This is a genomic window from Cellulosimicrobium cellulans, from assembly GCF_016907755.1.
GTDB lineage: Bacteria > Actinomycetota > Actinomycetes > Actinomycetales > Cellulomonadaceae > Cellulosimicrobium > Cellulosimicrobium cellulans_D.
The window spans coordinates 809,904-834,505 of record NZ_JAFBCN010000001.1 but is presented as its reverse complement, the minus strand read 5'-3'; the positions used below and the strand labels follow the sequence as shown (position 1 = coordinate 834,505).

General features: G+C 76.1%; 21 protein-coding genes. 10 read left to right on the top strand and 11 right to left on the bottom strand.

What is annotated here, in order from left to right:
* Positions 1-14: 14 nt before the first annotated feature.
* On the bottom strand, positions 15-533 hold the full coding sequence (locus JOE63_RS03605) for a PPOX class F420-dependent oxidoreductase (RefSeq protein WP_204539221.1): 519 nt from the start codon (positions 531-533) through the stop codon (positions 15-17).
* Between the two features lie 248 nt (positions 534-781).
* Here JOE63_RS03605 and JOE63_RS03600 point away from each other — a divergent pair, with 248 nt between their 5' ends.
* The 6 genes from JOE63_RS03600 to JOE63_RS03575 are packed head-to-tail and all read left to right on the top strand — an operon-like array spanning position 782 to position 6,518.
* Positions 782-1,780, top strand: a complete 999-nt coding sequence (locus JOE63_RS03600) for an AAA family ATPase (protein WP_047231854.1) — start codon at positions 782-784, stop codon at positions 1,778-1,780.
* A 31-nt stretch (positions 1,781-1,811) separates the two neighbouring features.
* Positions 1,812-2,714, top strand: coding sequence for a DUF58 domain-containing protein (locus JOE63_RS03595; RefSeq protein ID WP_087470777.1), 903 nt, complete (start codon positions 1,812-1,814; stop codon positions 2,712-2,714).
* The gene (locus JOE63_RS03590) at positions 2,701-3,204 is read left to right on the top strand and encodes a hypothetical protein (RefSeq protein WP_087470776.1); all 504 of its coding nucleotides are present in this window, start codon (positions 2,701-2,703) and stop codon (positions 3,202-3,204) included. The genes JOE63_RS03595 and JOE63_RS03590 overlap by 14 nt, the downstream gene beginning before the upstream one ends.
* 26 nt (positions 3,205-3,230) lie before the next feature.
* On the top strand, positions 3,231-4,289 hold the full coding sequence (locus JOE63_RS03585; RefSeq protein WP_204539218.1) for a vWA domain-containing protein: 1,059 nt from the start codon (positions 3,231-3,233) through the stop codon (positions 4,287-4,289).
* A gap of 4 nt (positions 4,290-4,293) precedes the next feature.
* Positions 4,294-5,478 (top strand): vWA domain-containing protein, encoded by a 1,185-nt coding sequence (locus JOE63_RS03580; RefSeq protein WP_204539216.1) that lies wholly within the window; start codon positions 4,294-4,296, stop codon positions 5,476-5,478.
* Positions 5,475-6,518 (top strand): hypothetical protein, encoded by a 1,044-nt coding sequence (locus tag JOE63_RS03575; protein WP_204539213.1) that lies wholly within the window; start codon positions 5,475-5,477, stop codon positions 6,516-6,518. The genes JOE63_RS03580 and JOE63_RS03575 overlap by 4 nt, the downstream gene beginning before the upstream one ends.
* A gap of 73 nt (positions 6,519-6,591) precedes the next feature.
* On the opposite strand, the gene JOE63_RS03570 is transcribed toward JOE63_RS03575, so the two are convergent.
* The gene (locus JOE63_RS03570) at positions 6,592-7,929 is read right to left on the bottom strand and encodes an LLM class flavin-dependent oxidoreductase (protein WP_204539210.1); all 1,338 of its coding nucleotides are present in this window, start codon (positions 7,927-7,929) and stop codon (positions 6,592-6,594) included.
* Entirely contained in the window at positions 7,926-8,906 is a 981-nt protein-coding gene (locus JOE63_RS03565) for an LLM class flavin-dependent oxidoreductase (protein ID WP_204539207.1), read from the bottom strand. The genes JOE63_RS03570 and JOE63_RS03565 overlap by 4 nt, the downstream gene beginning before the upstream one ends.
* A 115-nt stretch (positions 8,907-9,021) precedes the next feature.
* On the opposite strand from JOE63_RS03565, the gene JOE63_RS03560 reads away from it, so the two are divergent.
* The gene (locus JOE63_RS03560; protein WP_087470770.1) at positions 9,022-9,657 is read left to right on the top strand and encodes a nitroreductase family protein; all 636 of its coding nucleotides are present in this window, start codon (positions 9,022-9,024) and stop codon (positions 9,655-9,657) included.
* A gap of 121 nt (positions 9,658-9,778) precedes the next feature.
* Positions 9,779-10,501, top strand: coding sequence for a GNAT family N-acetyltransferase (locus JOE63_RS03555; protein ID WP_204539204.1), 723 nt, complete (start codon positions 9,779-9,781; stop codon positions 10,499-10,501).
* A gap of 10 nt (positions 10,502-10,511) precedes the next feature.
* On the opposite strand, the gene soxR is transcribed toward JOE63_RS03555, so the two are convergent.
* On the bottom strand, positions 10,512-10,982 hold the full coding sequence (gene soxR, locus JOE63_RS03550) for a redox-sensitive transcriptional activator SoxR (protein ID WP_244286351.1): 471 nt from the start codon (positions 10,980-10,982) through the stop codon (positions 10,512-10,514).
* 149 nt (positions 10,983-11,131) lie between these two features.
* Between soxR and JOE63_RS03545 the strand changes: the two genes are divergently transcribed.
* Positions 11,132-12,139 carry an alcohol dehydrogenase catalytic domain-containing protein gene (locus JOE63_RS03545; protein WP_204539197.1) on the top strand — a complete coding sequence of 336 codons (1,008 nt, stop codon included), beginning with the start codon at positions 11,132-11,134 and terminating at the stop codon, positions 12,137-12,139.
* The gene (locus JOE63_RS03540) at positions 12,136-13,626 is read left to right on the top strand and encodes an MFS transporter (protein ID WP_204539193.1); all 1,491 of its coding nucleotides are present in this window, start codon (positions 12,136-12,138) and stop codon (positions 13,624-13,626) included. Before JOE63_RS03545 ends, JOE63_RS03540 begins: the two co-directional genes overlap by 4 nt.
* A gap of 54 nt (positions 13,627-13,680) precedes the next feature.
* On the opposite strand, the gene JOE63_RS03535 is transcribed toward JOE63_RS03540, so the two are convergent.
* From JOE63_RS03535 to JOE63_RS03505, 7 genes are all read right to left on the bottom strand, one after another.
* Entirely contained in the window at positions 13,681-14,562 is an 882-nt protein-coding gene (locus JOE63_RS03535) for a sirohydrochlorin chelatase (RefSeq protein WP_204539190.1), read from the bottom strand.
* Positions 14,559-15,650: a uroporphyrinogen-III synthase gene (locus JOE63_RS03530; RefSeq protein WP_204543423.1), complete on the bottom strand. Its 1,092-nt coding sequence runs from the start codon at positions 15,648-15,650 to the stop codon at positions 14,559-14,561. Before JOE63_RS03530 ends, JOE63_RS03535 begins: the two co-directional genes overlap by 4 nt.
* A 125-nt stretch (positions 15,651-15,775) precedes the next feature.
* A complete protein-coding gene (cobA, locus tag JOE63_RS03525; protein ID WP_204539187.1) occupies positions 15,776-17,143 on the bottom strand; it encodes a uroporphyrinogen-III C-methyltransferase in 1,368 nt (455 codons plus the stop codon).
* On the bottom strand, positions 17,140-17,574 hold the full coding sequence (gene nirD, locus JOE63_RS03520) for a nitrite reductase small subunit NirD (RefSeq protein WP_204539184.1): 435 nt from the start codon (positions 17,572-17,574) through the stop codon (positions 17,140-17,142). The genes cobA and nirD overlap by 4 nt, the downstream gene beginning before the upstream one ends.
* Positions 17,571-20,222, bottom strand: a complete 2,652-nt coding sequence (nirB, locus tag JOE63_RS03515) for a nitrite reductase large subunit NirB (protein ID WP_204543421.1) — start codon at positions 20,220-20,222, stop codon at positions 17,571-17,573. The genes nirD and nirB overlap by 4 nt, the downstream gene beginning before the upstream one ends.
* Before the next feature lie 293 nt (positions 20,223-20,515).
* Complete coding sequence (locus JOE63_RS03510) at positions 20,516-22,348, bottom strand: FAD-dependent oxidoreductase (RefSeq protein ID WP_204539180.1); 1,833 nt, start codon at positions 22,346-22,348, stop codon at positions 20,516-20,518.
* The gene (locus JOE63_RS03505) at positions 22,345-24,591 is read right to left on the bottom strand and encodes a molybdopterin oxidoreductase family protein (protein WP_239576604.1); all 2,247 of its coding nucleotides are present in this window, start codon (positions 24,589-24,591) and stop codon (positions 22,345-22,347) included. Before JOE63_RS03505 ends, JOE63_RS03510 begins: the two co-directional genes overlap by 4 nt.
* Positions 24,592-24,602: the final 11 nt, after the last annotated feature.

The window sequence follows — 24,602 nt, the reverse complement described above, 5'->3', positions numbered from 1 at the left end:
GCCCGCCCACCGCGTCAGGGCCGGGGCAGCCGGGCCATCCCGTAGACCCGCGTCGCGCGCACCCGCAGCACCTGGCGGCGGTCGGCGACCATCGCGCGCCGGAACTCCTCCCAGTCGGGGTGCTCGCTCCCGGAGGCGGCCCGGAACGTCTCGACGAGCTCGTCGGCGGCGGCGTCGTGCGGGTCCAGCGCGACGGCGCTCAGCTCGGCGTCGCCCTCGACGACGGCGTAGCTCCAGAAGTCCTCAGCGCTCACCTGGAGCGAGACGCGTGGGTCGCGCGCGGCGTTGCGCGTCTTGGCGCGGTCCGCGGTGACCGAGACGCGCGCGACGCCGGCGTCGGGGTCCCAGGCGTAGAGGACGTTGGAGAGCTGGGGGCGACCGTTCTTCTTGACCGTCGCGAGCACGCCCTGGTGGCGCGCGGCGAGGAGCGCGAGGAGCGCGGGCTCGCCGAGCCGGTCGGGGGCGGGGGCGGCGTCCGGGGCGGGTGCTCCCGCGGTGGTGGTGTCGGTCGTCCCGACGGCGTCGTGGCTCATGCCAGCCCAACCTCGCGGCGCCCTCGCGACATTCCCGACATGCCCGCGGACGGTCCCGGAGACGAGGCCGCGCGGAGACGGGGTGGGGACCTCTCCCCACCCGGGCCTGTGGACGACGCCCGGTCCGGCGACGGTCGCGCTGGCATACTGGGCCGGGTTCGCCGGGGGCTCGCGACGCTCCGTCCACCCCTCCGGCCGCGCACGGGACCACACACCCGCACGACCACGCACGACCCGGAGGACGATCGATGGCCGCAGGGCACGGCAGCATCTCGACGCAGGACCTCGACCGCGCGAGCCACCTGCTCAAGCGCGTCGGCCAGGTCTTCGACCAGCGCGTCGTCGGCCAGGACGCGCTGCGCACGGCGCTAGTCAGCTCCCTCCTCGCGGGCGGCCACATCCTGCTCGAGTCGGTGCCGGGGCTCGCCAAGACGACGGCGGCGCAGACGCTCGCGGCCGCGGTCGACGGCTCGTTCCACCGCATCCAGTGCACGCCGGACCTCATGCCGAACGACATCGTCGGCACGCAGATCTTCAACTACGCGACCGGCGAGTTCACGACCCAGCTCGGCCCCGTGCACGCCAACGTCGTGCTGCTCGACGAGATCAACCGCTCCTCGGCCAAGACGCAGTCGGCGATGCTCGAGGCGATGCAGGAGAAGCAGACGTCCATCGGCGGGGAGAACTTCGCGCTGCCCGACCCGTTCATGGTGCTCGCGACGCAGAACCCCATCGAGGAGGAGGGCACCTACGTGCTGCCCGAGGCCCAGATGGACCGCTTCCTCATGAAGGAGGTGCTCACCTACCCGACGCCGCCGCAGGAGCTCGAGATCCTGCAGCGCATCGCGACCGGGCAGATGACGCAGCCCCTCACCGCGCAGCCGATCTCGCTCGACGACGTCCGCTTCCTGCGCGGCCTCGTCGACGACGTGTACGTGGACGACTCGATCAAGCGGTACGTCGTCGACCTCATCAACACGACGCGGCTGTCCGGCCCGCGCCCGATCCCCGGGCTCGACCGCCACGTGCGCGTGGGCGCGTCGCCGCGCGGCGGCATCGCGCTCATGCGCGTGGGCCAGGCGCTCGCGATCCTCGCGGGCCGCGCGTACGTCATCCCGGACGACATCAAGGCCGTGCGCTACTCGGTCCTGCGGCACCGCCTCGTGCGCACGTTCGACGCGCTCGCCAACAACGTCCCGCCGGAGCAGCTCGTGGACGCCGTGTTCGACGCCGTCCCCACGCCCTGAGCGACCCCTCACCCTCTCGAGAGAGCACCACGTGCCCGACGTCTCCCGTCTCGCCCAGGTCCGGGCCCGGCTCGACCTGCCGGTCGCGCGCCGGGCGTCCGGCCTGCTCGAGGGACGGCACCGGTCGGTCTTCAAGGGGCACGGCCAGGACTTCGACGACCTGCACCTGTACGCGCCCGGCGAGGACGTCGGCGACATCGACTGGAAGTCGTCCGCGCGCGCGGGGCTGCCGATCATCCGCCGGTTCGTGCGCGAGTCGAACCTCAACCTCGTGCTCGTGGTCGACACCGGGCGCACGATGGGCGCGACCGCCCCGAGCGGCGAGACCAAGGCGGAGGTCGCGAGCTTCTGCTGCGCGCTCGTCGCCTACCTCGCGCGCGACCGCGGCGACCGGGTCGCGCTCGTCGCGGGCGACGCCCGGCGGCTCGTCCAGCTCCCGCCCCGCGCGAGCACGCAGGACCTCGAGGTGCTGCTGCGCACGGTGGAGGACCTGTGGCGTCCCGACGCGCCCGCGAGCGACCTGGGTCGGCCGCTGGACCGCGCCCGGTCCGCGTTCCGACGCCGTTCGCTGATCGTGGTCGTGACGGACGAGGCGCGGCCCGAGGCCGAGCACGAGCAGCTCCTGCGGTCGCTGCGCGTGCGCCACGAGGTCATGGTCGTCCAGGTCGCGGACCTCTCGCCCGTGAGCGCGGGCGTCGGGCCGCACGCCACGGGCGAGGTCGCGGACGTCGACGGGACGCTGCGCCTGCCGGCGTTCCTGCGCGGCCGGGCCGCGCTCGCCGAGCCCGCCGCCCAGGCCCTCGCCGCGCGGCGGGCCGAGGTGGCGGAGCGGCTGCGCGCGCTCCAGGTCGAGGGCGTGCTCGTCGAGGGGTCGGACGACGTCGTGCAGCGGTTCGTCGAGCTCCTGGGGAGGCAGAAGCGTGCCCGTCGATGAGCTCGTCGACCCCGTGGGCTACTCGGGGTGGTGGACCGTCCTGGGGATCGTGGCGATCCTCGCGGCGGCCGCCGTCGTGTTCCTCGTGATCTGGCTGACGCGCGCGAGCGCGGCGGAGAAGGCCGTGCCGCCCGTCGCGCCCCTGCTCCCCACCGGCCCCTACGACCCGTACGCCTCGCTGCGCGCCGAGTACGAGCGGCGGCTCGACGCCGTCGCGGAGCGGTTCCGCGCGGGCGAGCTCGACGAGCGGGCGCTGCACCTCGCGCTCTCGGCCGAGATGCGCGGCTTCGCGACCGGTCGGCTCGGGCAGGACGCGTCGTCCATGACACTCTCCGAGATCCAGCAGATCGGCGAGGCGGGGCGGCTCACCCAGGTCATCGCGCGGTACTACCGGCCGTCGTTCGCGGACCACGACAACGACCCCGCGGCGCGCGCGACCGACGCCGAGGACTCGATCGACCGCGCCCGATCGGTGGTGCGCGGATGGTGAGGCACGCGCTCGCGACGAGCGCCGTCGTGCCCGGACCCCAGGGCGCGTCGATCCTGTGGCCGTGGCTGTGGGTCGTGCTCGTCGCCGCCGTCCTCGCCGCGGGCGCGGTCGCCTGGTGGCTCGCCCGGCACCGCCGGAGGCGTGACGCCGACGCCGGCGTGCTGTGGGTCGCGAACTCCGAGTACCTCGCGCGCGTGCCGGCGTTCGCCGCGTGGGTGCGGCGCTACCGCGTGCTGCAGGGGCTCACGGCGGCGGGGCTGCTCGTCGCGGTCGTCGGCGCCGGGGCGGTGGCGGCGCGCCCGGTCGAGACGGACGTCGTGGTCGACCGCCTCGGCACGCGCGACATCGTGCTGTGCCTGGACGTGTCGGGCTCGATGATCGAGTACGACGGCGCCGTGCTCAAGGTGTTCCAGGAGCTCGTGGACAGCTTCGAGGGCGAGCGGATCGCGCTGTCGATCTTCAACTCGTCGTCGCGCACGGTCTTCCCCCTCACGGACGACTACACGCTCGTGCAGGAGGAGCTCCAGGGCGGCATCGACGCGCTCGACAAGGACCCGTCCACCTTCGACTACACGGGCGGGTCGGACGACGCGGAGATCCTCGAGTACGCGCAGTTCACCGCCGGGACGACGGCGAACCTCTCCGGGGCGAGCCTCATCGGCGACGGGCTCGCGAGCTGCGCGCTCCAGTTCGACGCGGAGGACACCGAGCGCTCGCGCTCGATCATCCTCGCGACCGACAACTACGTGTCCGGCGAGCCGATCTACACGCTCCCCCAGGCGGCCGACCTCGTCGCGTCGCGCGACATCACGCTGCACGGGATCTTCGGCGGCTCGCAGCGCTACGAGGGCACCCCGGAGGAGAGCGAGTACCGCAGCACGGTCGAGGACGGCGGCGGCCTCTACTTCCTCGCCGACGACCCGGCCGCGGTGCAGGGCATGGTCGACGACGTCGTCGCGCAGCAGGCGGTCGAGCTCGACGCGTCGCCCGAGGTGATCGTCACGGACCGGCCCGCGGGCTGGTTCCTCGTCGCGGTCCTCGGCGTCGCGCTGCTGCTCGTCGTCGCGTGGCGGGTGAAGGAGTGACGCGATGACTCTCGGAGGAGTGACGCTGCAGCCGCTCGTGCCCGTGTGGGCGCTCGCGCTGCTCGTCCTGCCCCTGCTCGGCCTGGCCGTGTGGCAGGCGGTCGTGGCCGGACGCCCCGGGCCCGACGGCGCCCCGCGCCCGGGTGCCCCGCGCGCGGCCTGGCTGCGCCGCGCCGGAGCGGTGGTCCTGCTCGGGATCATCGGGCTCGCGCCGTCGGTCGCGTCGACGGACCGCGACACGTCGGTCGCGAACGTCGACATGTTCTTCGTCGTCGACCGCACCGGGTCCATGGCGGCCGAGGACTACGGGCCCGAGGGAGGCCAGGAGCGGCTCGACGGCGTGCGGCACGACATCAGGAGCCTCACCGAGGCGATCCCGGGCGCCCGGTACTCGATCATCTCGTTCGACTCGCAGGCCTCGCGCCAGCTCCCCCTGACGACCGACGCGCGCGCGATCACGTCGTGGGCGGACACGTTCCACCGCGAGATCACGCGGTACTCGCAGGGCTCGCTCACGGACCGGCCCCTCGACGAGCTGCGCTCCGCGCTCCAGGGGTCCGCCGAGCAGCACCCGGCGAACGTGCGCCTCGTCTTCTTCCTCACCGACGGCGAGCAGACGGCGGAGGGCGAGCCGCGGTCGTTCGCCGACCTGGCGCCGCTCGTCGACGGCGGCGCCGTGCTCGGCTACGGCACGGCCGAGGGCGGCCGCATGAAGGAGTACGACCCGGACGTCGAGCCCGAGGAGGCGGAGTACATCATCGACTGGTCGCAGCCGAGCCAGGACGGCGAGCCCGTGGAGGCGCTGTCCGTGCTCGACGAGGAGTCGCTCACCGCGCTCGCCGACCAGCTCGGCGTGCCCTACGTGCACCGGCAGGAGCCGTCGGAGACGGCGTCGCTCGTCGCGGGCGTCGACCCGCAGCAGGTCGCGGCGGACGGCCGGCGCGACGTCACGGCGTACCGCCCGGTCGTCTGGCCGTTCGCGCTCGCGCTCGTCGCGCTGCTCGGCCTCGAGGCGTGGTTCTGGTCGCGCTCGGCCAGCCGCTCGCTCGTGCGCCCGACGACGGCCCGGGCGTCGGCGACCGGCGGACCCGCGCCCGGCCCGGGCGCAGGGGAACCGGGGGCGCACGGCGACGGCGACCGGTCGCCGTCGGGCACCCCCACGGCGGACCGGGTGGAGGTGCGTCGATGACCTGGCCCTCTCCCCCGACGCCCCCGACGGGGCGGCGGAAGCCGCGCCCGACGGGTGTCGCGGCGCTGCGCGCCGCGCGGCTGCGCCGGCGCACCTGGTGGCTCGTCGGGACGCTGCCCGTCGTGCTCGCGCTCGTCGTCCTCGGGGTCAAGCTGGCGCTCCTCGCGCCGATCGCCGCGACGGCCAAGGACCGCTACGAGGCCGGGGAGGCGACGACCGCGGCGGACTACTACGGGATCCAGCGGACCTTCAACATCGTCGAGCCGTGGAAGGCGCACTTCAACCACGGGACCGCGCTCGCGCGCTCCGAGGACTCGTGGGCGCTGTACGACGCGATCACGTCCCTCGACCGCGCGTACGACCTCGCGGAGCACGAGACGCCCGAGGAACGCTGCATGATCCAGACGAACCTGTCGCTCGCCTACGAGATCCAGGGCGACGGCGACATGGAGTACGCGGACGGCAAGGCGGCGGAGCTCGCGCTCGTCGAGGAGGCCATCGCCGCCCGCGACGCGGGGCTGCCGTACGACGAGGAGGTCCTCGACCCGTACGGCGACGGGAGCGAGGAGCCCGACCCGGAGGAGCTGCGCCAGGACGTCCAGGACTGGTACGAGTACGCCGAGCAGGAGTACGCGACCGCCGAGCAGGTCCGCGGCTGGCCCGACTGCGGGGAGTCCGAGCAGACCCCTGAGCAGGAGCAGCAGAACGAGGCCGCGCAGCAGCGCCTCCAGGACAAGCAGCAGCAGGCGCAGGACTCCCAGCCTGAGAACCAGGGCGGCGGCGACACCCAGGAGGGCGAGGGCTCCGAGGGCGACGAGCAGTCCGAGGCCTCGGGAGGCGAGGGCTCCGAGGGCGGGGACCAGCAGAGCCAGGCCGAGCGCGAGGAGCAGCAGCGCCAGGAGGAGCTCCAGCAGCAGGGCTCGGAGGCGCGCGACGAGCAGGAGCGCCTCGAGCAGGAGTACCGCGACCTCTACGGCGACCAGCCCGGCACCGGGACCGACCCGGGCGACGGCAGCGGGAGCGGCACCAAGAACTGGTGACCACCCGGCCGCACCCGTGCCGCCCGCGCCCACGCCACCCGGTGCGGCGGGCCGGCGCCCGCCCGGGCGGACGTCACCCCGCGGCGGCGAGCCGGAGGTGGACGGGCGCGCGCAGACCGAGGTTCTCGCGCAGCGTCGTGCCGGGGTAGCGGGTGCGGTACACGCCCCGTTCCTGGAGCTCGGGCACCAGCCGGTCGACGACGTCGTCGAACCCGTCCGGGACCGACTGCGGCGTGAGGTTGATGCCGTCGAGCTCCCCGGCCCGCACCGCCGCCGCCAGCCGGTCCGCGACCGACGACGGCGTCCCGACGAACGCGGCCGCGGCGTGCAGCGAGTCGACGAGGCCGCGCACGGTCAGTCCCTGCTCGGCGCTGAGGCGGCGCCACGCGGCCGCGGTCTCCACGGGGTTGTCGCGGCTGTTGACGACGCCGTGGGTGCGCGTCTGCTCGGCCGAGACGGGATCCACGTCGGGCAGCGGGCCGTCGGGGTCGAGCCACGAGAGGTCGCGCCCCCACACCGCCTCGACCACCGCGACGACCATGCGGTCCGTCCAGGTCCGGCGGTGGAACCACTCCGCCTTCTCCCGCGCCTCCGCCGCGGTGTCTCCCAGGGTGATGCTCGCCGCGGGGAAGATCCGCAGGTCGTCCGCGGGGCGTCCGTGCGCGACGAGCCGACGGCGCAGGTCGGCGGCGAACGCGGCCGCCGCCTCGGGCTCGAGGTACCGCGAGAAGATGCCCTCGGCGTGCCGGGCGGCGAAGTCGCGGCCCTCGTCGGACTCGCCCGCCTGGAAGATCACGGGAGCACCCTGCGCCGACGGGGGCAGGGTCGCGGTCGCGACGACGTCGTGGTGCGTGCCCGTGCGGCGCACCGTCACCCCGCGGTCGGCGTCCCACAGGGCGTGGACGAGCGCGAGGTGCTCCTCGGCCGAGCGGTAGCGCTCGGAGCGCGGCAGGTAGCCGCCGCGACGGAAGTTCGCCCCGGTCCAGGCGTCGTTCGTCGTGACGACGTTCCAGCCCGCGCGCCCGCCGCTGAGCCGGTCGACCGTGGCGACCCGCGCCGCGAGGTCCGCCGGGGCGGCGAACGTCGTGTTGAGCGTGGCGACGAACCCGAGGTGCTGCGTGCGGGCGGCGAGGTGCGCGAAGAGGACGAGCTGGTCCGGGCGCCCGGTCACGACCGTGTCGTTGACCCGCCCGAGGTGCTCGCGCAACCGCTGGCTGTCGCCGAGGAACATGGCCGAGAACAGCCCGCGCTCGGCCGCGCGAGCGAGCGCGGCATAGGTCTCGGCGTCGTAGTAGGTCGTCGGGTCGGCGACGGACGTCCAGTCGTAGTGCGGGCCGAACGGGAAGAACGCCGCGAGGTGCAGCTCGCGGCGGGGCCTGCCGGTGGCCGAGGGGGCCGTCGGTGCGCTCATCGTCGTGCTCCGATCGTCGTGGCGGCGTGGCCGGTCCGGCCCACCGGGCGCTCCAGCCCGAGCTGGTCGCGCAGCGTCCTGCCAGGGCCGGGCGGCGGGGCGGTCAGTCCCCGTGCACGGAGCGTCTCCAGGACCTGCCCGACGGCGGCCCCCGCCTCGTCCGACCGGTCCGGCACGAGGCGGACGACCAGCGGGGAGGGGCGCGTCCGCTCGTCCGGTGCGACGAGGGACGCGTCCGCCCCGGCGACGCGGCCGACGACCTCGACGGCACGATCCGGCTCGCCGGTGACCGCGACGTCGACGAGCACGGGCCCACCGGCGAGGTCGACGACCGCCGGTTCGCCGACCACGGTGACGTCGCGGGCCCCCGCAGGGAGCCACCGCGCCTCGGCGAGGACCGGGACCTGGCCCTGCGGAGGCCGTGGCAGGAGCGCCGGGCCCTTGACGGCGAACCGCTGCCCGACGAAGTCGACGTGGCGGACCCGCTCGGCGTCGAGGAAGCGGCCGGTCGCACGGTCGGCGACGAGCGCGCCGTCGGCCCACGAGTCCCAGAGGAGCCGGGCGGCCTCGACCACCTCGGCCACGTCCTGCGCGAGCGCGGACGCGTCGTCGAACCCGACGGGCTCGGTGCCGTGCGCGCGGGCGTGGGCGGCGTCGTCGACCATGTCGAGCCACCACCCGGCGCGGCCGCGGGAGACGCGGTCGAGGCTGGAGAGCTGGTTGGACAGGTGGAACGGCTCCGCGTGCACGGGGTTGACGACGGCGACGAGCCCGACGCGCTCGGTCCACGCCGCCGCGAAGGCGGCGGCCTCGACGGCGGTGAGCCCGCCGTCCGACCCGGGCGCGAAGGTCAGCGCGTGCACGCCCGCGCCCTCCAGCGCGGCGACGCGCGCCCGCAGGCTCTCGGCGTCGTCGTGCTCCCCCGTGTCGACGTGCACTGCCACCAGCACGTCCGTGACCGGCACTTCCGTGACCATCTGCTCCCCCGTCCGAGGCCTGTGGATCAGGACGCGCCGCGGGAGACGACCACCCTGCGAGACGGTGGCCGGGACCCGCGAACGCGCCGGATGGTAGCCCGTACCCTCGGCGACCGTGACCACACCTGAGGATCTGTCCATCCTTCGAGCGCTCCACTCGACGCCGTCGCGCCGCTACCTCTCGCCGGACGCGGTGCCGGACGACGTGCTCGACGCGATCCTCGACGCTGCGGTCCGCGGCCCCAGCGGGGGCAACCGCCAGCAGTGGGCCTGGGTCGTCGTGACGGACCCGGCCACCAAGGCGCAGATCGCCGAGTGGTACCGCGAGGGGTGGCGCGCCGCGTACGGGGACCGCCGCGACGCCGTCCTCGGGGCCGCGACCGACGACGCGGGCGTGAGCGACGCGGGCTTCCGCGCCGTCGAGCACCTGGCCCTGCACCTGGAGGAGGCGCCGGTGTGGGTCGTGCCGGTGCTGCGGAACGCGGCGGGATCGACGGACCCCCGGCTCGGCGCCTCGATCTACGGCGCGGTGCAGAACCTCGTGCTCGCCGCCCGGGCCTACGGGCTCGGGACGACGCTCACGACCTTCCACACGGTCCGCGAGCGCGACGTCGCCGCGCTCCTCGGCCTGCCCGGCGACGCGCTGACGATGGGCCTGGTCCCGCTCGGCTACCCGGCGCGCGGGCGCTGGTCCGAGCCGCGCCGTCGGCCCCTCGCGGAGGTCGTCCACCGGGACCGGTGGGAGGGCTGAGCGCACCTGGAAGAGGCGCGCGCCCGCGAGCGTTCGCCCGGGAGGACACGCACGGCCGGACGACCGTGACGACGGCACTGACGACGACACGCACCCGGGCGACCGGGCGAGGAGGAGCACGATGACCGCGACGAGCACGACGCCCGACGCCACCGGCGTCGACGACGCCGCCCTGGACAACCCGTCGTGGAGCGCCCTCACCGGCGCCCACGCGCACCTCGCCGAGGGCGACGACCTCGCGCGCCGCTACCCGGCCGACGTCTCGCCCATCACGGGCGTGCGCTCGTGGGACGAGCCCGGGGTGTGGGACGCGATCGCGACGCTCGTCGGGCCGGGCGGACGCTTCTCGGCGCCGCCCCAGGGCGTCGACCTGCCGACGGGCTGGACGCTCGAGGCCCGCGTGGAGGGGGTCCAGCTCGTCGAGACCGGGCGTCTGGTCACCCGTCCCGACCCGGAGGCCGTCGTGCTCGGCGCGGCCGACGTGCCGGACATGCTCGCGCTCGTCGAGCGCAGCCGCCCCGGGCCGTTCGAGGCGCGCACCTACCTGCTCGGGCGCTACGTCGGGTTCCGGGACGACGCCGGCCGGCTCGTCGCGATGGCGGGCGAGCGCCTGCACCCCGCGGGCTGGACGGAGATCAGCGCCGTGACGACCGACGCCGCGCACCGGGGACGCGGCCTCGCGTCGCGCCTCGTCCGCGACGTCGCGTTCCACGTGCAGGAGCGGGGCGACCGAGCGTTCCTGCACGCCGCGGCCGAGAACACTGTCGCGATCGGCGTGTACGAGCGGCTGGGGTTCGCGCTGCGCCGGCGCACGAGCTTCGGGTCGCTGCTCGCGCCGGCCTGACGTCCGGCGCTCAGTCCTCGATCCCCTCCACGAGCAGGGTCCGCGGGCCCGGGCCCTCGTCGGCGAGCGCGTCGTGCGGGTTGACGAGGACGCACCTGCGCAGCGACAGGCACCCGCAGCCGATGCAGTCCGTGAGGTGGTCGCGCAGGCGCGTGAGCTGCTCGATGCGCGCGTCGAGGTCGGCGTGCCACCCCGCCGAGAGGCGGTGCCAGTCCTTGGCGGTGGGCGTCCGGTCGCCAGGCAGCGTCGCGAGCGCGGCGCGGATGCGCGCGAGCGGGATGCCGACGCGCTGGGACGCGCGCACGAACGCGACCCGGCGCAGCGTCTCGCGCGCGAAGCGCCGCTGGTTGCCGGGGGTCCGGCGGCTCGTGATGAGCCCCTCGCGCTCGTAGAAGTGCAGCGCGGACACCGCGACGCCGCTGCGCGCGGCGAGCTGGCCGACGGTGAGCTCGTCGCTCGGGGACGGGACGTCGTCGGGCACGCGGGCTCCTCGGCGGACCGGCTGCGACGGTGGTCCGCCGCAGATGCTTGACCTCAACATTTGTTGAGGTTCGAGACTAGCAGGGCGCGCCCGGACCGGGTCGCGTGCCGCCGCTCCGGCGCGGCCCCGTCGCCACAGAAGGAGCCCCCGTGGACGCCATCCGCCTGCACGCGTTCGGACCACCCGAGAACCTCGTCCTCGACCAGGTCCCCGACCCCGTCCCCGGGCCGGGCGAGGTCCTCGTCGCAGTCCGGGCGCACGGCGTCCACCTGCTCGACACGACCCTGCGCCGGGGCGAGGCCGCGGGCGGCCCCCTCCCGCTGCCCGCCCTGCCCACGATCCCGGGACGCGAGGTCGCCGGGGTCGTGGACGTCGTCGGGCCCGGGGTCGACGCCGCGTGGCGCGGCCGCCGCGTCGCCGCCCACCTGGGTGCCACCCCCGACGGCGGCGGGTACGCGCGGCTCGCCGTCGTCCCCGTCGGTGCGCTGCACCGCGTCCCCGACCACGTCACCGCGCCCGACGCGCTCGCCATGATCGGGACCGGCCGCACCGCCGTCGGCATCCTCGACCTCGCCGAGATCACCGCGTCCGACACCGTGGTCGTCACGGCCGCAGCCGGCGGTCTCGGCACGCTCCTCGTGCAGAGCGCGCTCGCGGCCGGGGCACGCGTCGTCGGGCTCGCGGGCGGTCCCGAGAAGGTCGCGCTCGTGCGCTCGCTCGCCCGGGAGCCGCATGCCGAGCGGCTCGTCGTGATCGACTACCGGGCCGACGCCTGGCTCGACGCGGCGCGGGCCGTCGTCGGGCAGCACGCCCCCGACGGGGCGACCGTCCTGCTCGACGGCGTGGGTGGCGACCCGGGGACGGCCGCGGCCACGCTCGTCGCGCCGGGCGGGCGGCTCGTGCTCTTCGGATGGTCGTCGGGCGAGGGCAACCGCGCGGCGGACGACCCCGGCGACGGCGGCCCCGAGGTGCGGTGGGCCGTCGGGCCACAGGCACGCCCGTGGGGCGACCTCTTCACCCTGCAGGAGCGCGCGCTCGCGCTCGCCGCAGACGGGACGTGGCACGTCGTCACGCACCAGGTGCCTCTCGCCGAGGCCGCCCGCGCGCACCGCGAGCTCGAGGAGCGCGCGACGACCGGGAAGGTCGTGCTCGTATGACGCGCGCCCACGGCTCGGCGACCTCCGCCCCCGCCGGCGCGGACACGCTCCCGCCCGCGCCCGGACCCGACGCCGCGCCGCCGCACGACGACGCGCCCCTCGTCCCCGAGGACCGTCCCCCCACCCTGCCGGCCGCGACCCAGCGGGTCGTCATGTCCGGGATGTTCGCGCTCGTGCTCCTCGGGGCGTTCGAGGCGCTGGCCGTCGCGACCGCCATGCCCACGGTCGCGTCCGCGCTCGACGGCCTCTCCCTCTACGCCGTCGCCTTCGCCGGGACCATCGCGGCGAGCGTGGTCGGGATGGTCGTCGGCGGCCGCTGGGGCGACCGTTCGGGTCCGGCGGCGCCGCTGCTCGTCGGCGTCGGCCTGTTCCTCGTCGGTCTGCTCGTCGCGGGGCTCGCACCCACCATGGAGGTGTTCGTCGCCGGGCGCGTGCTCCAGGGGCTCGGCTCCGGGACCTACCTCGTGGCGCTGTACGTCCTCGTGGCGCGCGTCTACCCCGAGGACCGGCGGCCCCGCGTCTTCGCCGCGTTCGCCGCGGCGTGGATGGTCCCGTCGATCGTCGGCCCCGCGATCGCCGGGATCGTCGTGCAACACGCAGGCTGGCGCTGGGTCTTCCTCGCCGTGCCGGTCCTCGCCATCCCTGCGCTCGCCCTCATGTGGCCCGGTCTGCGAGCCGTGTCCGCGGCGGCCGCGCCCCGGGAGGCGACCGGCGCCGCGCCCGCCGACCGGGCGACCGGTCGCGCGCCCCTGTGGTGGGCGGTCGTCGCGGCGGCAGGGGTCGGGCTCCTGCACGTCGCGGGCCAGCACGACGGGCTGCTGCTCGCCGTGCTGCTCGTCGTCGCGCTCGGCGTGATCGCCGCCGCCGTCCCCCGCCTGCTCCCGCGCGGGACCACCCGCGCGGCGTCGGGACTGCCCGCGGTGATCGCGATCGGCGCGCTCATCGGCGCGGCCTTCACGGGGACCGAGGTGCTGCTGCCGCTCCTCCTGTCGCACGAGCGCGGCCTGTCCCCCGCCGCGGCGGGCGCGGTGCTGACGTTCGGGGCGGTCGGGTGGTCGGCTGCCGCCTGGGTGCGCGGGCACGCACGCTGGGCCTGGCCGCACGTCGCGTACGTGCGGCTCGGGACGGCGCTCATCACCCTCGGCGTCGGCGGCGTCATGCTGCTGGCCCTGCCCGGCGTGCCGACGATCGTCGGCATGCTCGCCTGGACGGTCGCCGGCACGGGGATGGGCTTCGTCAGCCCCACGGTCTCGGTCCTCACCCTGGAGCTGTCCGCGGTGCGGCAGCAGGGCGCCAACAGCTCGGCCCTCCAGGTCGCGAACGCCCTGGCCGCCGCCGTGGCGCTCGCGATCACCGGCTCCCTGCTGTGGGCGCTGCGCGACGCGCTGGGCCTCGGCGCCTACGTCGTGTGCTTCGGGATCACCGCCGCGGTCGCGCTCACGGCGTTCCTCGTCGCGCCCCGAACCCGACCGGCCCCGGCGGGGTAGGACGCGGGTCGCCGACGCAGGCCAGGGCCCTGCTCGGGCGACCCGGGTCCTCCCTCAGCGGGCGAGGGTGGACGCGGCGGCGGCGTAGCGGTCGAGGACGATCGCCGTGAGGCGGGGGTCGGGCGCGAGCGGGGCGGTGACGACGTCGCCGCCCGCCTCGAGGACGCGGTCGTAGAAGAAGCCCGGCGCGAGCAGGTAGGCCGCGACGACGACGCGCCCGCCGGGGGCGAGGTCGGCGCGGGCGGTGGCGACGGCGTCGGGCACGGAGGGCTGCGCCATGGCGCCGTAGCCCACCGTGACGGGGTGGGGGACGCGCTCGCGGAGCCGGGCGGCGAGCTCCTCGACGTCGCGCGCGGCGCCGGGGCGGCTGGACCCCGCGGCGGCGAGCACGACGGCGTCGCCCGGGCGCACGCCGGCCTCGGCGAGCCGCTCGGCGAGGAGGTCGGCGAGCCGCGGGTCGGGACCCAGCGGCGAACCCGCCGCCGCACGACCGCTGCCGGGGCCGCGGTCCTCGACCGCCGCCGCGACGTCGACGCTCACGTGGAACCCGGCGGACAGCAGGAGCGGCACGACGACCGCGTCGCCCGGCTGCGCGCCGTCCGCCGCGGAGCCGTCCGCGACGCCCGCCGCGGAACCGTGCGGGTCGCCTACGGCCGCGGTCGGGGAGACGACCGACGTCACGACGTCCGCGACCTCGGGTTGCTGCACGTCGACGAACGCCTCGCGGACGTCGAGGTCGGGGCGCGCGGCGCGCACGTCCTCGAGGAGCGCGCGGATCACGTCGCGCCCCGTGAGGTCGCTCGTGCCGTGCGAGCAGCCGATCAGCACGGGCGCGGCGCCGGGCCTCCCGCCGTCCGCAGCCCTCGAACCGGGGTCGGACGACGCCCTCGGGCCGGACGGCGCCCCCGAAGGAAAGGCCAGGATCTCCGCGCTCATGCGAGCTCCAATCGGTATCCGCGCTTGACGACGGTCCTGACGAGGTCGCGCCGCCCGGTCGCCTCGCGCAGGCGGGCCACGGCGACCTCGGCCGCGTGGGGGTCGCGCGAGTCGCCGGGCAGGACGTCGAGCACGTCGTCGCGCGTGACGACCTCGCCGCGGCGCGCGGCGAGGAGGCGCAGCACCTCGAGGCTGCTGGGCGAGAGGGGCAGCACCTCGCCGTCGAGCACGGCAACGCGCGAGCGGATCTGGAGCGCGCCGGCGACGGTCGCGAGCGCGACGGTCTCGGCCTGCTCGTAGTGCGCGACGAGCGTGCGCACGAGGGCACCGAGCCGCCCGCGCTCGGGCTGGAGCGGCGTGACCCCGCGGTGCTCCAGCGGCTTCGCGGTGATCGGCCCGACGGCCGCCGCGACCATGGACCCGTCCTGGAACCGCGACACGACGAGCCGCCCGACACCGTGCTCCTCCGCCGCGCTCAGCCACGCCTCGGCGCCGGGCGCGGAGGTGAACACGACGGCGTCGATCTCGCCGACCGCCGCGGCCTCGACGGACGCGCGCAGCGCCTCGGGGTCGGGCGGCGGCCCCCACCGGTAGACGACGAGGCTCGCGACCTCGGCACCGGCCTCGGCGAAGACGACGTCGAGGCCGTCTGCCCCGGCGCCGTGGTGCTGGACGGCGATGCGCAGCCCGGCGACGCCCTCGCCGAGCAGCACGTCGGCGATCTCGGCCGACGTCTCGGACTCGGCGACCCAGTCGGCCGTGAGCCCGGCGGCCTGGATCGCGCCGCGCGCCTTGGGCCCGCGCGCGACGATCCGCGCGTCGGCGAGGACCTCGAGCAGGCGGTCGGCGAGGCCGTGCGCGTCGGCGGCCTCGACCCAGGAGCGGAAGCCGATGCCGGTGGTGACGACGACGACGTCCGGCGGGTGCTCGACGAGGTCGCGCGTCCCCGCGAGGAGCTGCTCGTCGTCGGCGTGCGGGATCATGCTCAGCGCGGGCGCGTGACGGACCTCGGCACCCCGGCGCTGGAGGGCGGCGGCGAGCTCGCTCTTGCGGCGGTCCGCGGTGACGAGCACCGTGCAGCCGGCCATGACCTGGCCGAGGGCGGGTCGGTCGCCGCCGGTGTCGGACGCGAGATCGACCCGAGCGTCCGAGATCGACCTTCCGGGTGTCGACGTCGCGACGCGCGGGTCGATCTCGGTGCTGCCGGTGCCGGTCACGCGACCGTCGCCGGGTCGAGCCGTCCCTCGGCGGCGACGTCCCCCACCACGATGATCGCCGGGGCCCGGACCCCGACCTGGGCGGCGCGCTCCACGACCTCGCCGAGCGGGGCCCGCGTGACGCGCTGGCGCGGCGTCGAGCCGCTCTCCACGATCGCGACGGGCAGCGCGGGGTCGGCCCCGGCGCCGAGCGCCTGGGCCGTGATGCGTGCGAGCTGCGAGACACCCATGAGGACCACCAGCGTAGCCGTGCGGTCGCGCACCCCGGCGAGCGCGGCGTCGTCGAGGCCGTCGTGCCCGCTGATCACGTGGAACGCGGCGACCGTCCCCCGGTGCGTGAGCGGGATGCCCGCGAGCGCCGGCACGCTTAGCGCGCTCGACACGCCCGGCACGACGTCCACCGGGACGCCTGCCTCCCGGCACGCGATGACCTCCTCGCCGCCGCGCCCGTAGACGAACGGGTCGCCGCCCTTGAGCCGCACGACCCGCCGCCCGCGCTGCGCCTGCTCCACGAGGATCGCGTTGATCTCGTGCTGCGGGACGGGGTGGTTCCCGGGCGTCTTGCCGACGTCGATGACCTCCACGCCCGGCGCGAGCTCGTCGAGCACGTCGACCGGTCCGAGCCGGTCGGCGACGACGACGTCCGCCTCCGCGAGCGCCCGGCGCCCCCGGACGGTGAGCAGGTCGACGGCGCCCGGTCCGCCACCGACGAGCGTCACGCTCCCGAGCCCGCCGGACGCCGGGCGGTGGCGCCGCTGGTCGGCGCCACCGGAGCGCAGGTGCTCGGCGATCGCGTCGCGGACGGCGCGGGCGCGCCGCGGGTCCGCACCGCCGTCGCGCCGCCGATCCGCAACGCCGTCAGCGGCTCGTCGCTCCCGCGCGCGACGGTCTGCTGACAGGCGCGCCGGGGGGACGTCCGTGACGACCCCGACGAGCACGTCACCGCTGTGGGTCGTCGCGGGGGTGCGCGCGGTGCCCTCGTGCGCGGCTCCGGCGTTGACGCACCAGGTGCGTCGGGCCGCGGCCCACGCGGCGACGTCGCGGTTGGTCCCCGAGTCGTCGGTGGCGGCGAGCACGAGCCACGCGTCCGCGACGTCGGACTCGCGCACCTCGCGCGGCGCCCAGGTGACGCCCCCTCCGCGGAGTGCGGGGTCGCTGTCGTCCCGAGGACGGATCGACGACAGATACCCCGCACCCAGCGAGGCGGCGACGAGGTCGCGCAGGTCCTCGCAGACCTGGGGCGCGACGACGCGGACGTGCGCGCCGTCGTCGGCCATCGCCCGGGCGCGGCGGGCCGCGACGGGGCCACCGCCCGCGACCAGGACCGTGCGCCCGGCGAGGTCGAGGCCGAGCAGCGTGGTCACGCCGCACCGTCCGTGGCCTCGACGCCGGCGGAGGGGCGGCGGGCCCCCACGTGCACGACGCCGTCGCGCACCTCCGCGGGCCACGTCACCAGGTCCGGGGCGAGGCCCTGGACGGGCACGTACCCGGCGGCCTCGAGGCAGCGGCCGGTCGCGAGGTCGAAGACCTGCTTGTACATGGGCCCCGCGACCGTGGGCACGCCGCCGCGCGTCCCGACGATGCCGCGCGACATGACGTTCGCGCCGGAGTACGGGTCGCGCTGCTGCACGACGCGCACCGTGTCGTCCGGGAGGCGGAACAGCGCGACCTGCACGCCGCCCACGAGGGCGGCGGCACCGCGCTCGACGAGGAGCTCGCGCAGGAGGCACACGCGCTCCCACTCCGTGGTCTCCGCCGCCACCGGGCCGGCCTGCTCTGCTGACACGACGCTCATCGACGGACCTCCAGGGTCGTGCCGGCGATCACCACGGGGCCGGCGGGGACGGTGGCGAGACCCGCGGCGCGGGCCTCCTCCAGGGCGGCGCGCTCGTCCGTCGTCGCGGGCCGGATCTGGCCGCGCTCGGTGACGTACGCGAGGTCGGGGTCCGGCTCGGCGGGCGCGTTGACGAACGAGCCGAAGCGGCGCAGCTTCTCCGGGTCCTCCAGGACCGCGCGCCACTCGTCCTCGTAGTCGCCGACGTGGCGGGCCATCGCGGCGTCGAGGTCCGCGCCGAGGCCGAGCGAGTCCTCGACGATCACCTCGCGGATCGCGTCGAGACCACCCTCGTAGTCCTCGACCCACGTGGCCGTGCGCTGCAGGCGGTCCGCCGTGCGGACGTAGTACATGAGGAAGCGGTCGATGGTGCGGACGAGCGCCTCGTCGTCCAGGTCCTCGGCGAGGAGCTGCGCGTGCCGGGGCGTGAACCCGCCGTTGCCGCCCACGTACACGTTCCAGCCCTTGTCCGTCGCGATGACGCCGACGTCCTTGCCGCGCGCCTCCGCGCACTCGCGCGCGCACCCGGAGACCCCGAGCTTGATCTTGTGCGGCGAGCGCAGCCCGCGGTAGCGCAGCTCGAGCTCGACGGCCATGCCGACCGAGTCCTGCACGCCGAACCGGCACCACGTGGACCCGACGCACGACTTCACCGTGCGCAGCGACTTGCCGTACGCGTGCCCGGACTCGAACCCGTGCTCGACGAGCCGGCGCCAGATGTGCGGGAGCTGCTCGATGCGCGCGCCGAACATGTCGATGCGCTGGCCGCCGGTGATCTTCGTGTAGAGCCCGAAGTCCTTGGCGACCTGGCCGATGACGAGCAGGCCGTCGGGCGTGATCTCGCCGCCGGGGATGCGCGGGACGACGGAGTACGTGCCGTCCTTCTGCATGTTCGCCATGACGTGGTCGTTGGTGTCCTGCAGCGTCGCCTGCTCGCCGTCGAGGATGTGCCCGTTGCCGAGCGACGCGAGGATCGACGCGATCGTGGGCTTGCAGATGTCGCAGCCGCGCCCGGCGTCACGGACGAGCACGGCGCCCTGCGTGTCGGTGACCGGTTCGGGAACCCGACCGAACCGCCCCACGATCTCGCTGAACGTGTGCAGGTCCGCGACGCGCACGGCGTCGAAGAGCTGCGCGCGCGAGAGGTCGAAGTGCTCGCACAGCGCGTTCGAGACCTCGACGCCCGCCCGGGCGAGCTCGGTCGTCGTGATCTTCTTGACGAGCGGGAGGCACGACCCGCAGCTCGTCCCGGCCTTGGTGCACGCCTTGACGCCCGCGAGGTCGGTGCACCCGTGCTCCGTCACCGCGCCGCGGATCGTGCCCGCGCTGACGTTGTTGCACGAGCAGACCGTGGCGTCGTCGGGCAGCTCGAGGCTCGGCGCCCCGCCCCCGGACCCCTCGGGGAGCAGGAACAGCCCCGGGTCGCCCGGCAGCTCGGTGCCCAGCATCGGCCGCAGCGACGCGTACGGCGCCGCGTCGCCCACGAACACGCCGCCCAGAAGCGTGCGCGCGTCGTCGGACAGGACGAGCTTCTTGTAGACGCCCGCGACGGGGTCCGCCCACACGAGCTCCATCGCGCCCTCGGTGCGGCCGAACGCGTCGCCGAAGCTCGCGACGTCGACCCCCTGGAGCTTGAGCTTGGTCGCCGTGTCCGCGCCGGGGAACGTCGCCTCGCCGCCGAGCAGGCGGTCCGCGACGACCTCCGCCATGGCGTAGCCCGGGGCGACGAGGCCGATGCAGCGACCCTCGATGCACGCGACCTCGCCGATCGCCCAGACGTGCGGGTCCTCGGTGCGGCACGCGAGGTCCACGACCGCCCCGCCGCGCTCGCCGACCTCCAGGCCCGCCGCACGCGCGAGCTCGTCGCGCGGCCGCACGCCCGTCGCCATGACGACGACGTCCACGTCGAGCCGCCCGCCGTCGACGAAGTCCAGCCGGCCCACGTGGCCCGTCTTGCGGGAGACCTTCATCTCCTTGGTCCCGGTGCTGCAGCGCACCGCGATGCCCATGCCGTTGATGAGGCGCTTGAGCGCCTCGCCGCCGCCCAGGTCGATCTGCGCGTCCATCAGGTGCGTGCCGAACTGGATGACCGTGGCCTGCGCGCCGAGCGCCTTGAGCGCGCCCGCGGCCTCCAGGCCCAGGAGCCCGCCGCCGATGACGGCGCCGCGCACGGGCCGCTCCCAGCCGCCCTCCGTCGTGGCGTCGCGGCGCTTCTCCTCGACCCAGCCCCGCAGCGCCGCGACGTCGTCGATCGTGCGGTAGACGAACACGCCGGGCAGCTCGTTGCCGGGGATCGGGGGGCGCGCGGCGTTCGACCCGGTCGCGAGGACGAGCTCGTCGTACGCGTGCACGCGCCCGAGCCGGTCGGTGACGGTCTTCGCGTCGCGGTCGATCGACGTCACCGCGCAGTCGCGGTGCAGCGTGACCAGCGGGTCGTCCCACAGCGCCGGGTCGCCGAGCGTGAGCTCGTCGGCGTCGCGGGCCGAGAAGTAGCTCGTCAGGGCGACGCGGTCGTAGGGCTTGCGCGGCTCCTCGGCAAAGAGCGAGACGCGCCACACGCCGCCGGTGTCGCGCGCGCGCAACGCCTCGACGAGCCGCTGCGCGACCATGCCGCCACCGACGACGACGAGGTGCCGGGGCGCACCGGGTGCCGGGGCGGGGGCGGGATCGGTCTGAGGTCCGGTCACGGCGGGCTCCTGGGGGGCGTCGGGGCGGGTCGGTCACCGTCCGCGGGGTACGACGAGAGCGAGGAGAGTTCCCGGGAAGGTGCTGACGACGCTACGGACGGGCGGTTTCGCGACCGTGCCCCGTCCGTTGCCCGTCCGTAACGGTGTTCTCACCCGGACCCGCACCCCCGTGTGAGGTCGGCGGAGCGGTGCGAGATCGGCAGGGCTTGCCGACCTCACGCGCCGAGGCCGGCGCGCGCCGGAGTCGCCTCGGCCTGCGGCTGGTCCGGGTCGGCGTGCGCGAGCCAGTCGACCAGCCCGCACACGACGTCCTTGCAGCCGCCGCAGCCCGTCGTCGCGCGCGTGGCCCGCGCGACGTCGTCCACGCTGCGGGCGCCGTCGTGCCAGCACCCGACGACGTCGCCCTTGGTCACGCCGTTGCACGTGCAGACGGTCGTGCGGTCGGGCATGTGGGTCGGGGACGACGCCGGCGCGGGGGCCTGCGCGACCGGGCGCAGCAGCAGGTGGGCGGGGTCCGCGGGGACCGGGACCCGACGGGTGTACGTCGCCGTGAGGTCGGCGCCCACCTCGGGCGCGCCGACGCAGGTCGCGCCCACGAGCAGCCCGTCCGCGACCACGACCTCGACGTGCCGACCCGACGCGGGGTCGCTCAGCGTCACGGAGCGGTGCGCGGGGTCGGGCGCCCGGCGCTCGCCGCACACGCCCATCGTCACGATCTCCAGCCCCGCCGCCTTCACGCGCACGACGTCGGTCCCGGCCCGCGGGCGCTCGTCCGCACCGGGGTTCCCGGGCCCAGCAGGACGCGGACGACCCGTGGACCCGGGTCGCGCAAGGCGGGCGGCGCCCCCGGGACGGTCCTGCGCCGACGGCCCGGGCGACTCCCCGACCGGGCGTGCGACGACGTTCATGGCGAGGCGGAACGCCATGCTCGGCCGACCGGCGTCCGCCCCGAGGCGGACTCGCGGTCGGACCGGCGCCGCCCCCTGCGCGGCGCCCGGCCTCCCGGCGTCGCCCCGGTGGATCGTGACCGCGAGCCGCTCCGCGAGGTGGTCCGCGAGCCGGCGCGACTGGTCCCAGCCCTGCGCGATCAGCCCGGTGCCGCCCTCGGGCGGCTGCGCGCAGTCGCCGATCGCGAACACCTGCGGGTCGTCGGGGCTCGCCAGGTCGGGCCCGACGACGACCCCCCGGTCGACCGTGAGGCCCGCCGCGCGCGCGAGCCCGGCCTCGGGCACGGTGCCGCACGCGAGCACGAGCAGGTCGGCCTCGAGCTCGACAAGGCGCGTCGCGTCGACCGCCGCCCCGGCGCCACCACCCGGGCGGGCCGGCGGGCCGGCGGGCGCCCCGCCGTCGGGCACGCGGAGCGTCACGCCGCGCACGGAGCCCGCTCCGACGACGACGCGCTCGGTGCGCGCGCGGGTCCAGGTCCGCACGCCGAGCCCCGCGAGGCCCCGCGCGACGACGCCGCCTGCAGCACCGTCGAGCTGGCGGTCCATGACGCTCCCGCCCCCGTGCACGAGGCTCACCGCGACGCCACGACGTGCGAGCCCGCACGCGACCTCGAGCCCGAGCACGCCCGCCCCGACGACCACGGCGTGCCGGGCGTTGAGCGACGCCGCGACGATCTCGCGCGCGTCGTCGAGCGTGCGCAGCGCGTGCGCGCCGCGGGGCAGGCCGCCCGGGAGGTCCCTCAGGCCCGGCAGGTCGGGGACCCGCGCGGCCGCACCGGTCGCGAGGACGACGACGTCGTACGGGTGCGCGCCCTCGCCCGTGACGACGCGGCGCGCGGTGCGGTCGATCGCGATGGCCTCGGTGCCGCGCCGGACGGTCACGCGCGCGTCGTCGGTGCCGGGCAGCCCGATCGCCGCGACGTCGACCTTGCCCGCCACGACCTCGCTGAGCAGCACGCGGTTGTACGGCTCGTACTCCTCGGCCCCGAGCACGGTGACATCGACGGCCGCCGTCCCCGCAGAGGCCCCGCACCGCGCCACGAGGTCGCTCGCGAACCGCGACCCGACCATGCCGTTGCCGACCACGACGACCCGCGTCATGCGCCCACCTCCTGCACCTCGGGCGCGCGCCGCACGTCCACGGCGCACACCTTGAACTCGGGCATGCCCGAGACGGGGTCGGTCGCGTCGGTCGTGACGCGGTTGACGCTGCCCTCCCCGCTCCAGTGGAAGGGCATGAAGACGGTGTCCGGCCGGATCCGGTCGGTCCACCGCGCGACCGCCTCGATCGCGCCGCGGCGTGTCGTGAGACGGGCGCGGTCGCCGTCGCCGACCCCGAGCCGCACGCCCAGGACCGGGTGCAGCTCGACGAACGGCGCCGGCACGAGCCGGTCGAGCTCGGGCACGCGGCGTGTCTGCGCGCCCGACTGGTAGTGCTGCAGCACGCGGCCGGTGACGAGGTAGAGCGGGGCGTCGGGGCGCACGTCGTCGCTCGGCCCGACGTGGTCGACCGCGACCATCCGCGCCCGCCCGTCCGGGGTCGCGAACCGGTCGAGGAACAGCCGCGGTGTCCCCGGGTGCGGCACGCCGGCCTGCCCCGCGTCGGACGCGCCCGACGGGACGGGCCAGAAGAGCCCCGGACCGCCGTCGTCCTCGTCCGCGTCGAGACGCGCGTGGCTCAACCCCGAGTAGTCGGCCACGCCGCCCGCGGACGCGCGCGCGAGCTCGTCGAAGACGACGGCGGGATCCGTCGGGAAGGAGACCGACGAGCCCAGGCGACGCGCGAGCTCCGCGAGGATCCACAGCTCCGAGCGCGCCTCGCCGGGCGCGTCGACGGCACGACGGCGCCGGATGACGCGCCCCTCGAGCGACGTCATGGTGCCCTCCTCCTCGGCCCACTGCGTCACGGGCAGCACGACGTCGGCGAGGAGCGCCGTCTCCGACGGCACGAGGTCGCACACCACGAGCAGGTCGAGGGCGCGCAGGTTCGCGGTCACCCGGTCCGCGTCCGGCGCGCTGACCACGACGTTCGACCCGTGCACGAGCAGCGCGCGCGGGCGCCCGTCCTCGGCGGAGGTGGTGCCCGCGCCGCCCGGTCCTGGCCGGGCGCCGAGCGAGCGCAGCAGCTCGACGGCGGGCATCCCCGGGCCGGGGATCGTCGCCGGGTCCACGCCCCAGACGCCCGCGACGTGCGCGCGTGCCGCCGGGTCGTCGATCTTGCGGTAGCCCGGGAGCTGGTCGGCCTTCTGCCCGTGCTCGCGCCCGCCCTGACCGTTCCCCTGGCCGGTGATCGCGCCGTACCCGGAGCCGACGCGGCCCGGCAGCCCGAGCGCGAGCGCGAGGTTGATCGCCGCCGTCACCGTCGCGGTGCCCTGCGACGACTGCTCGACGCCGCGCCCGGTGAGCACGTACGCGCCCGCGCCGCCGTGGGCGGGCGACGCGGCCGCGAGCAGCCGCGCGACGTGCCGCAGCCTCTCGGCCGGGACCCCGCATACCGTCTCCGCGCGCTCGGGCCACCAGGCCGTGACGGAGCGCCGGACGTCGTCGAACCCCGTCGTCCGCCCGTCCAGGTACGCGGCGTCCGCGAGCCCCTCCGTGACCACGACGTGCAGCAGCGCGAGCAGCACGACGAGGTCGGTGCCGGGCACGGGCTGGAGGTGCACGCCCTGGTCGCCCACCGGCCCCGCACCCGGAGGCGGGACCACGCGACCGGGCGAGCGTCCGTCGTCGGGCACGCTGGCGCGTTGCCCGACGACGTCCCCCGGCTCGCCCGTGAGCGCCGCCGTCGCGCTGCGGCGCGGGTCCACGACGACGAGCCCGCCGCGCGAGCGCACGCCCGCGAGGTGCTGGACCGACGGCGGCATGGTCTCCGCGAGGTTCGAGCCGAGCAGGAGCACCGCGTCCGCGCCGCCGAGGTCGGCGAGGGGGAACGGGAACCCGCGGTCGGCGCCGAACGCGCGGTTCGCGCCCGCCGCCGCCGAAGCCATGCAGAAGCGCCCGTTGTAGTCGATGTTCGCGGTGCGCAGCACGGTGCGCGCGAACTTGCCGAGCGCGTACGCCTTCTCGTTCGTCAGGCCGCCACCGCCGAAGATCGCGACCGCGTCCCGGCCGTGCCCGGCCTGGACGCGCGCGATCCCTGCGGTCACGACGTCCAGCGCCTCGTCCCACGACGCCGGGCGGAGCTCGCCGTCGGCCCCGCGCAGCAGCGGGGTCGTGATCCGGTCGGTCGCGCGGAGGACCGTCGCGCTCGTCCAGCCCTTCTGGCACAGCCCGCCCCGGTTGGTCGGGAAGTCGCGCGGGGCGACGGTGACCGGGATCGGTCCCGCGCCAGGTGTCAGGGACATGCCGCACTGCA

Bases quoted from the DNA above. Each gene is read 5' to 3' on its own strand.
- JOE63_RS03530 (WP_204543423.1), bottom strand. From the start codon at position 15,650: ATGGCCGGCTGCACGGTGCTCGTCACCGCGGACCGCCGCAAGAGCGAG.
- JOE63_RS03570 (WP_204539210.1), bottom strand. From the start codon at position 7,929: ATGAGCGCACCGACGGCCCCCTCGGCCACCGGCAGGCCCCGCCGCGAG.
- JOE63_RS03605 (WP_204539221.1), bottom strand. From the start codon at position 533: ATGAGCCACGACGCCGTCGGGACGACCGACACCACCACCGCGGGAGCA.
- JOE63_RS03540 (WP_204539193.1), top strand. From the start codon at position 12,136: ATGACGCGCGCCCACGGCTCGGCGACCTCCGCCCCCGCCGGCGCGGAC.
- JOE63_RS03600 (WP_047231854.1), top strand. From the start codon at position 782: ATGGCCGCAGGGCACGGCAGCATCTCGACGCAGGACCTCGACCGCGCG.
- JOE63_RS03565 (WP_204539207.1), bottom strand. From the start codon at position 8,906: ATGGTCACGGAAGTGCCGGTCACGGACGTGCTGGTGGCAGTGCACGTC.
- JOE63_RS03535 (WP_204539190.1), bottom strand. From the start codon at position 14,562: ATGAGCGCGGAGATCCTGGCCTTTCCTTCGGGGGCGCCGTCCGGCCCG.
- JOE63_RS03575 (WP_204539213.1), top strand. From the start codon at position 5,475: ATGACCTGGCCCTCTCCCCCGACGCCCCCGACGGGGCGGCGGAAGCCG.
- JOE63_RS03510 (WP_204539180.1), bottom strand. From the start codon at position 22,348: ATGACGCGGGTCGTCGTGGTCGGCAACGGCATGGTCGGGTCGCGGTTC.
- nirD (WP_204539184.1), bottom strand. From the start codon at position 17,574: ATGAGCGTCGTGTCAGCAGAGCAGGCCGGCCCGGTGGCGGCGGAGACC.
- JOE63_RS03580 (WP_204539216.1), top strand. From the start codon at position 4,294: ATGACTCTCGGAGGAGTGACGCTGCAGCCGCTCGTGCCCGTGTGGGCG.
- JOE63_RS03505 (WP_239576604.1), bottom strand. From the start codon at position 24,591: ATGTCCCTGACACCTGGCGCGGGACCGATCCCGGTCACCGTCGCCCCG.
- JOE63_RS03555 (WP_204539204.1), top strand. From the start codon at position 9,779: ATGACCGCGACGAGCACGACGCCCGACGCCACCGGCGTCGACGACGCC.
- nirB (WP_204543421.1), bottom strand. From the start codon at position 20,222: ATGGTCGCGCAGCGGCTCGTCGAGGCGTTGCGCGCGCGCGACACCGGC.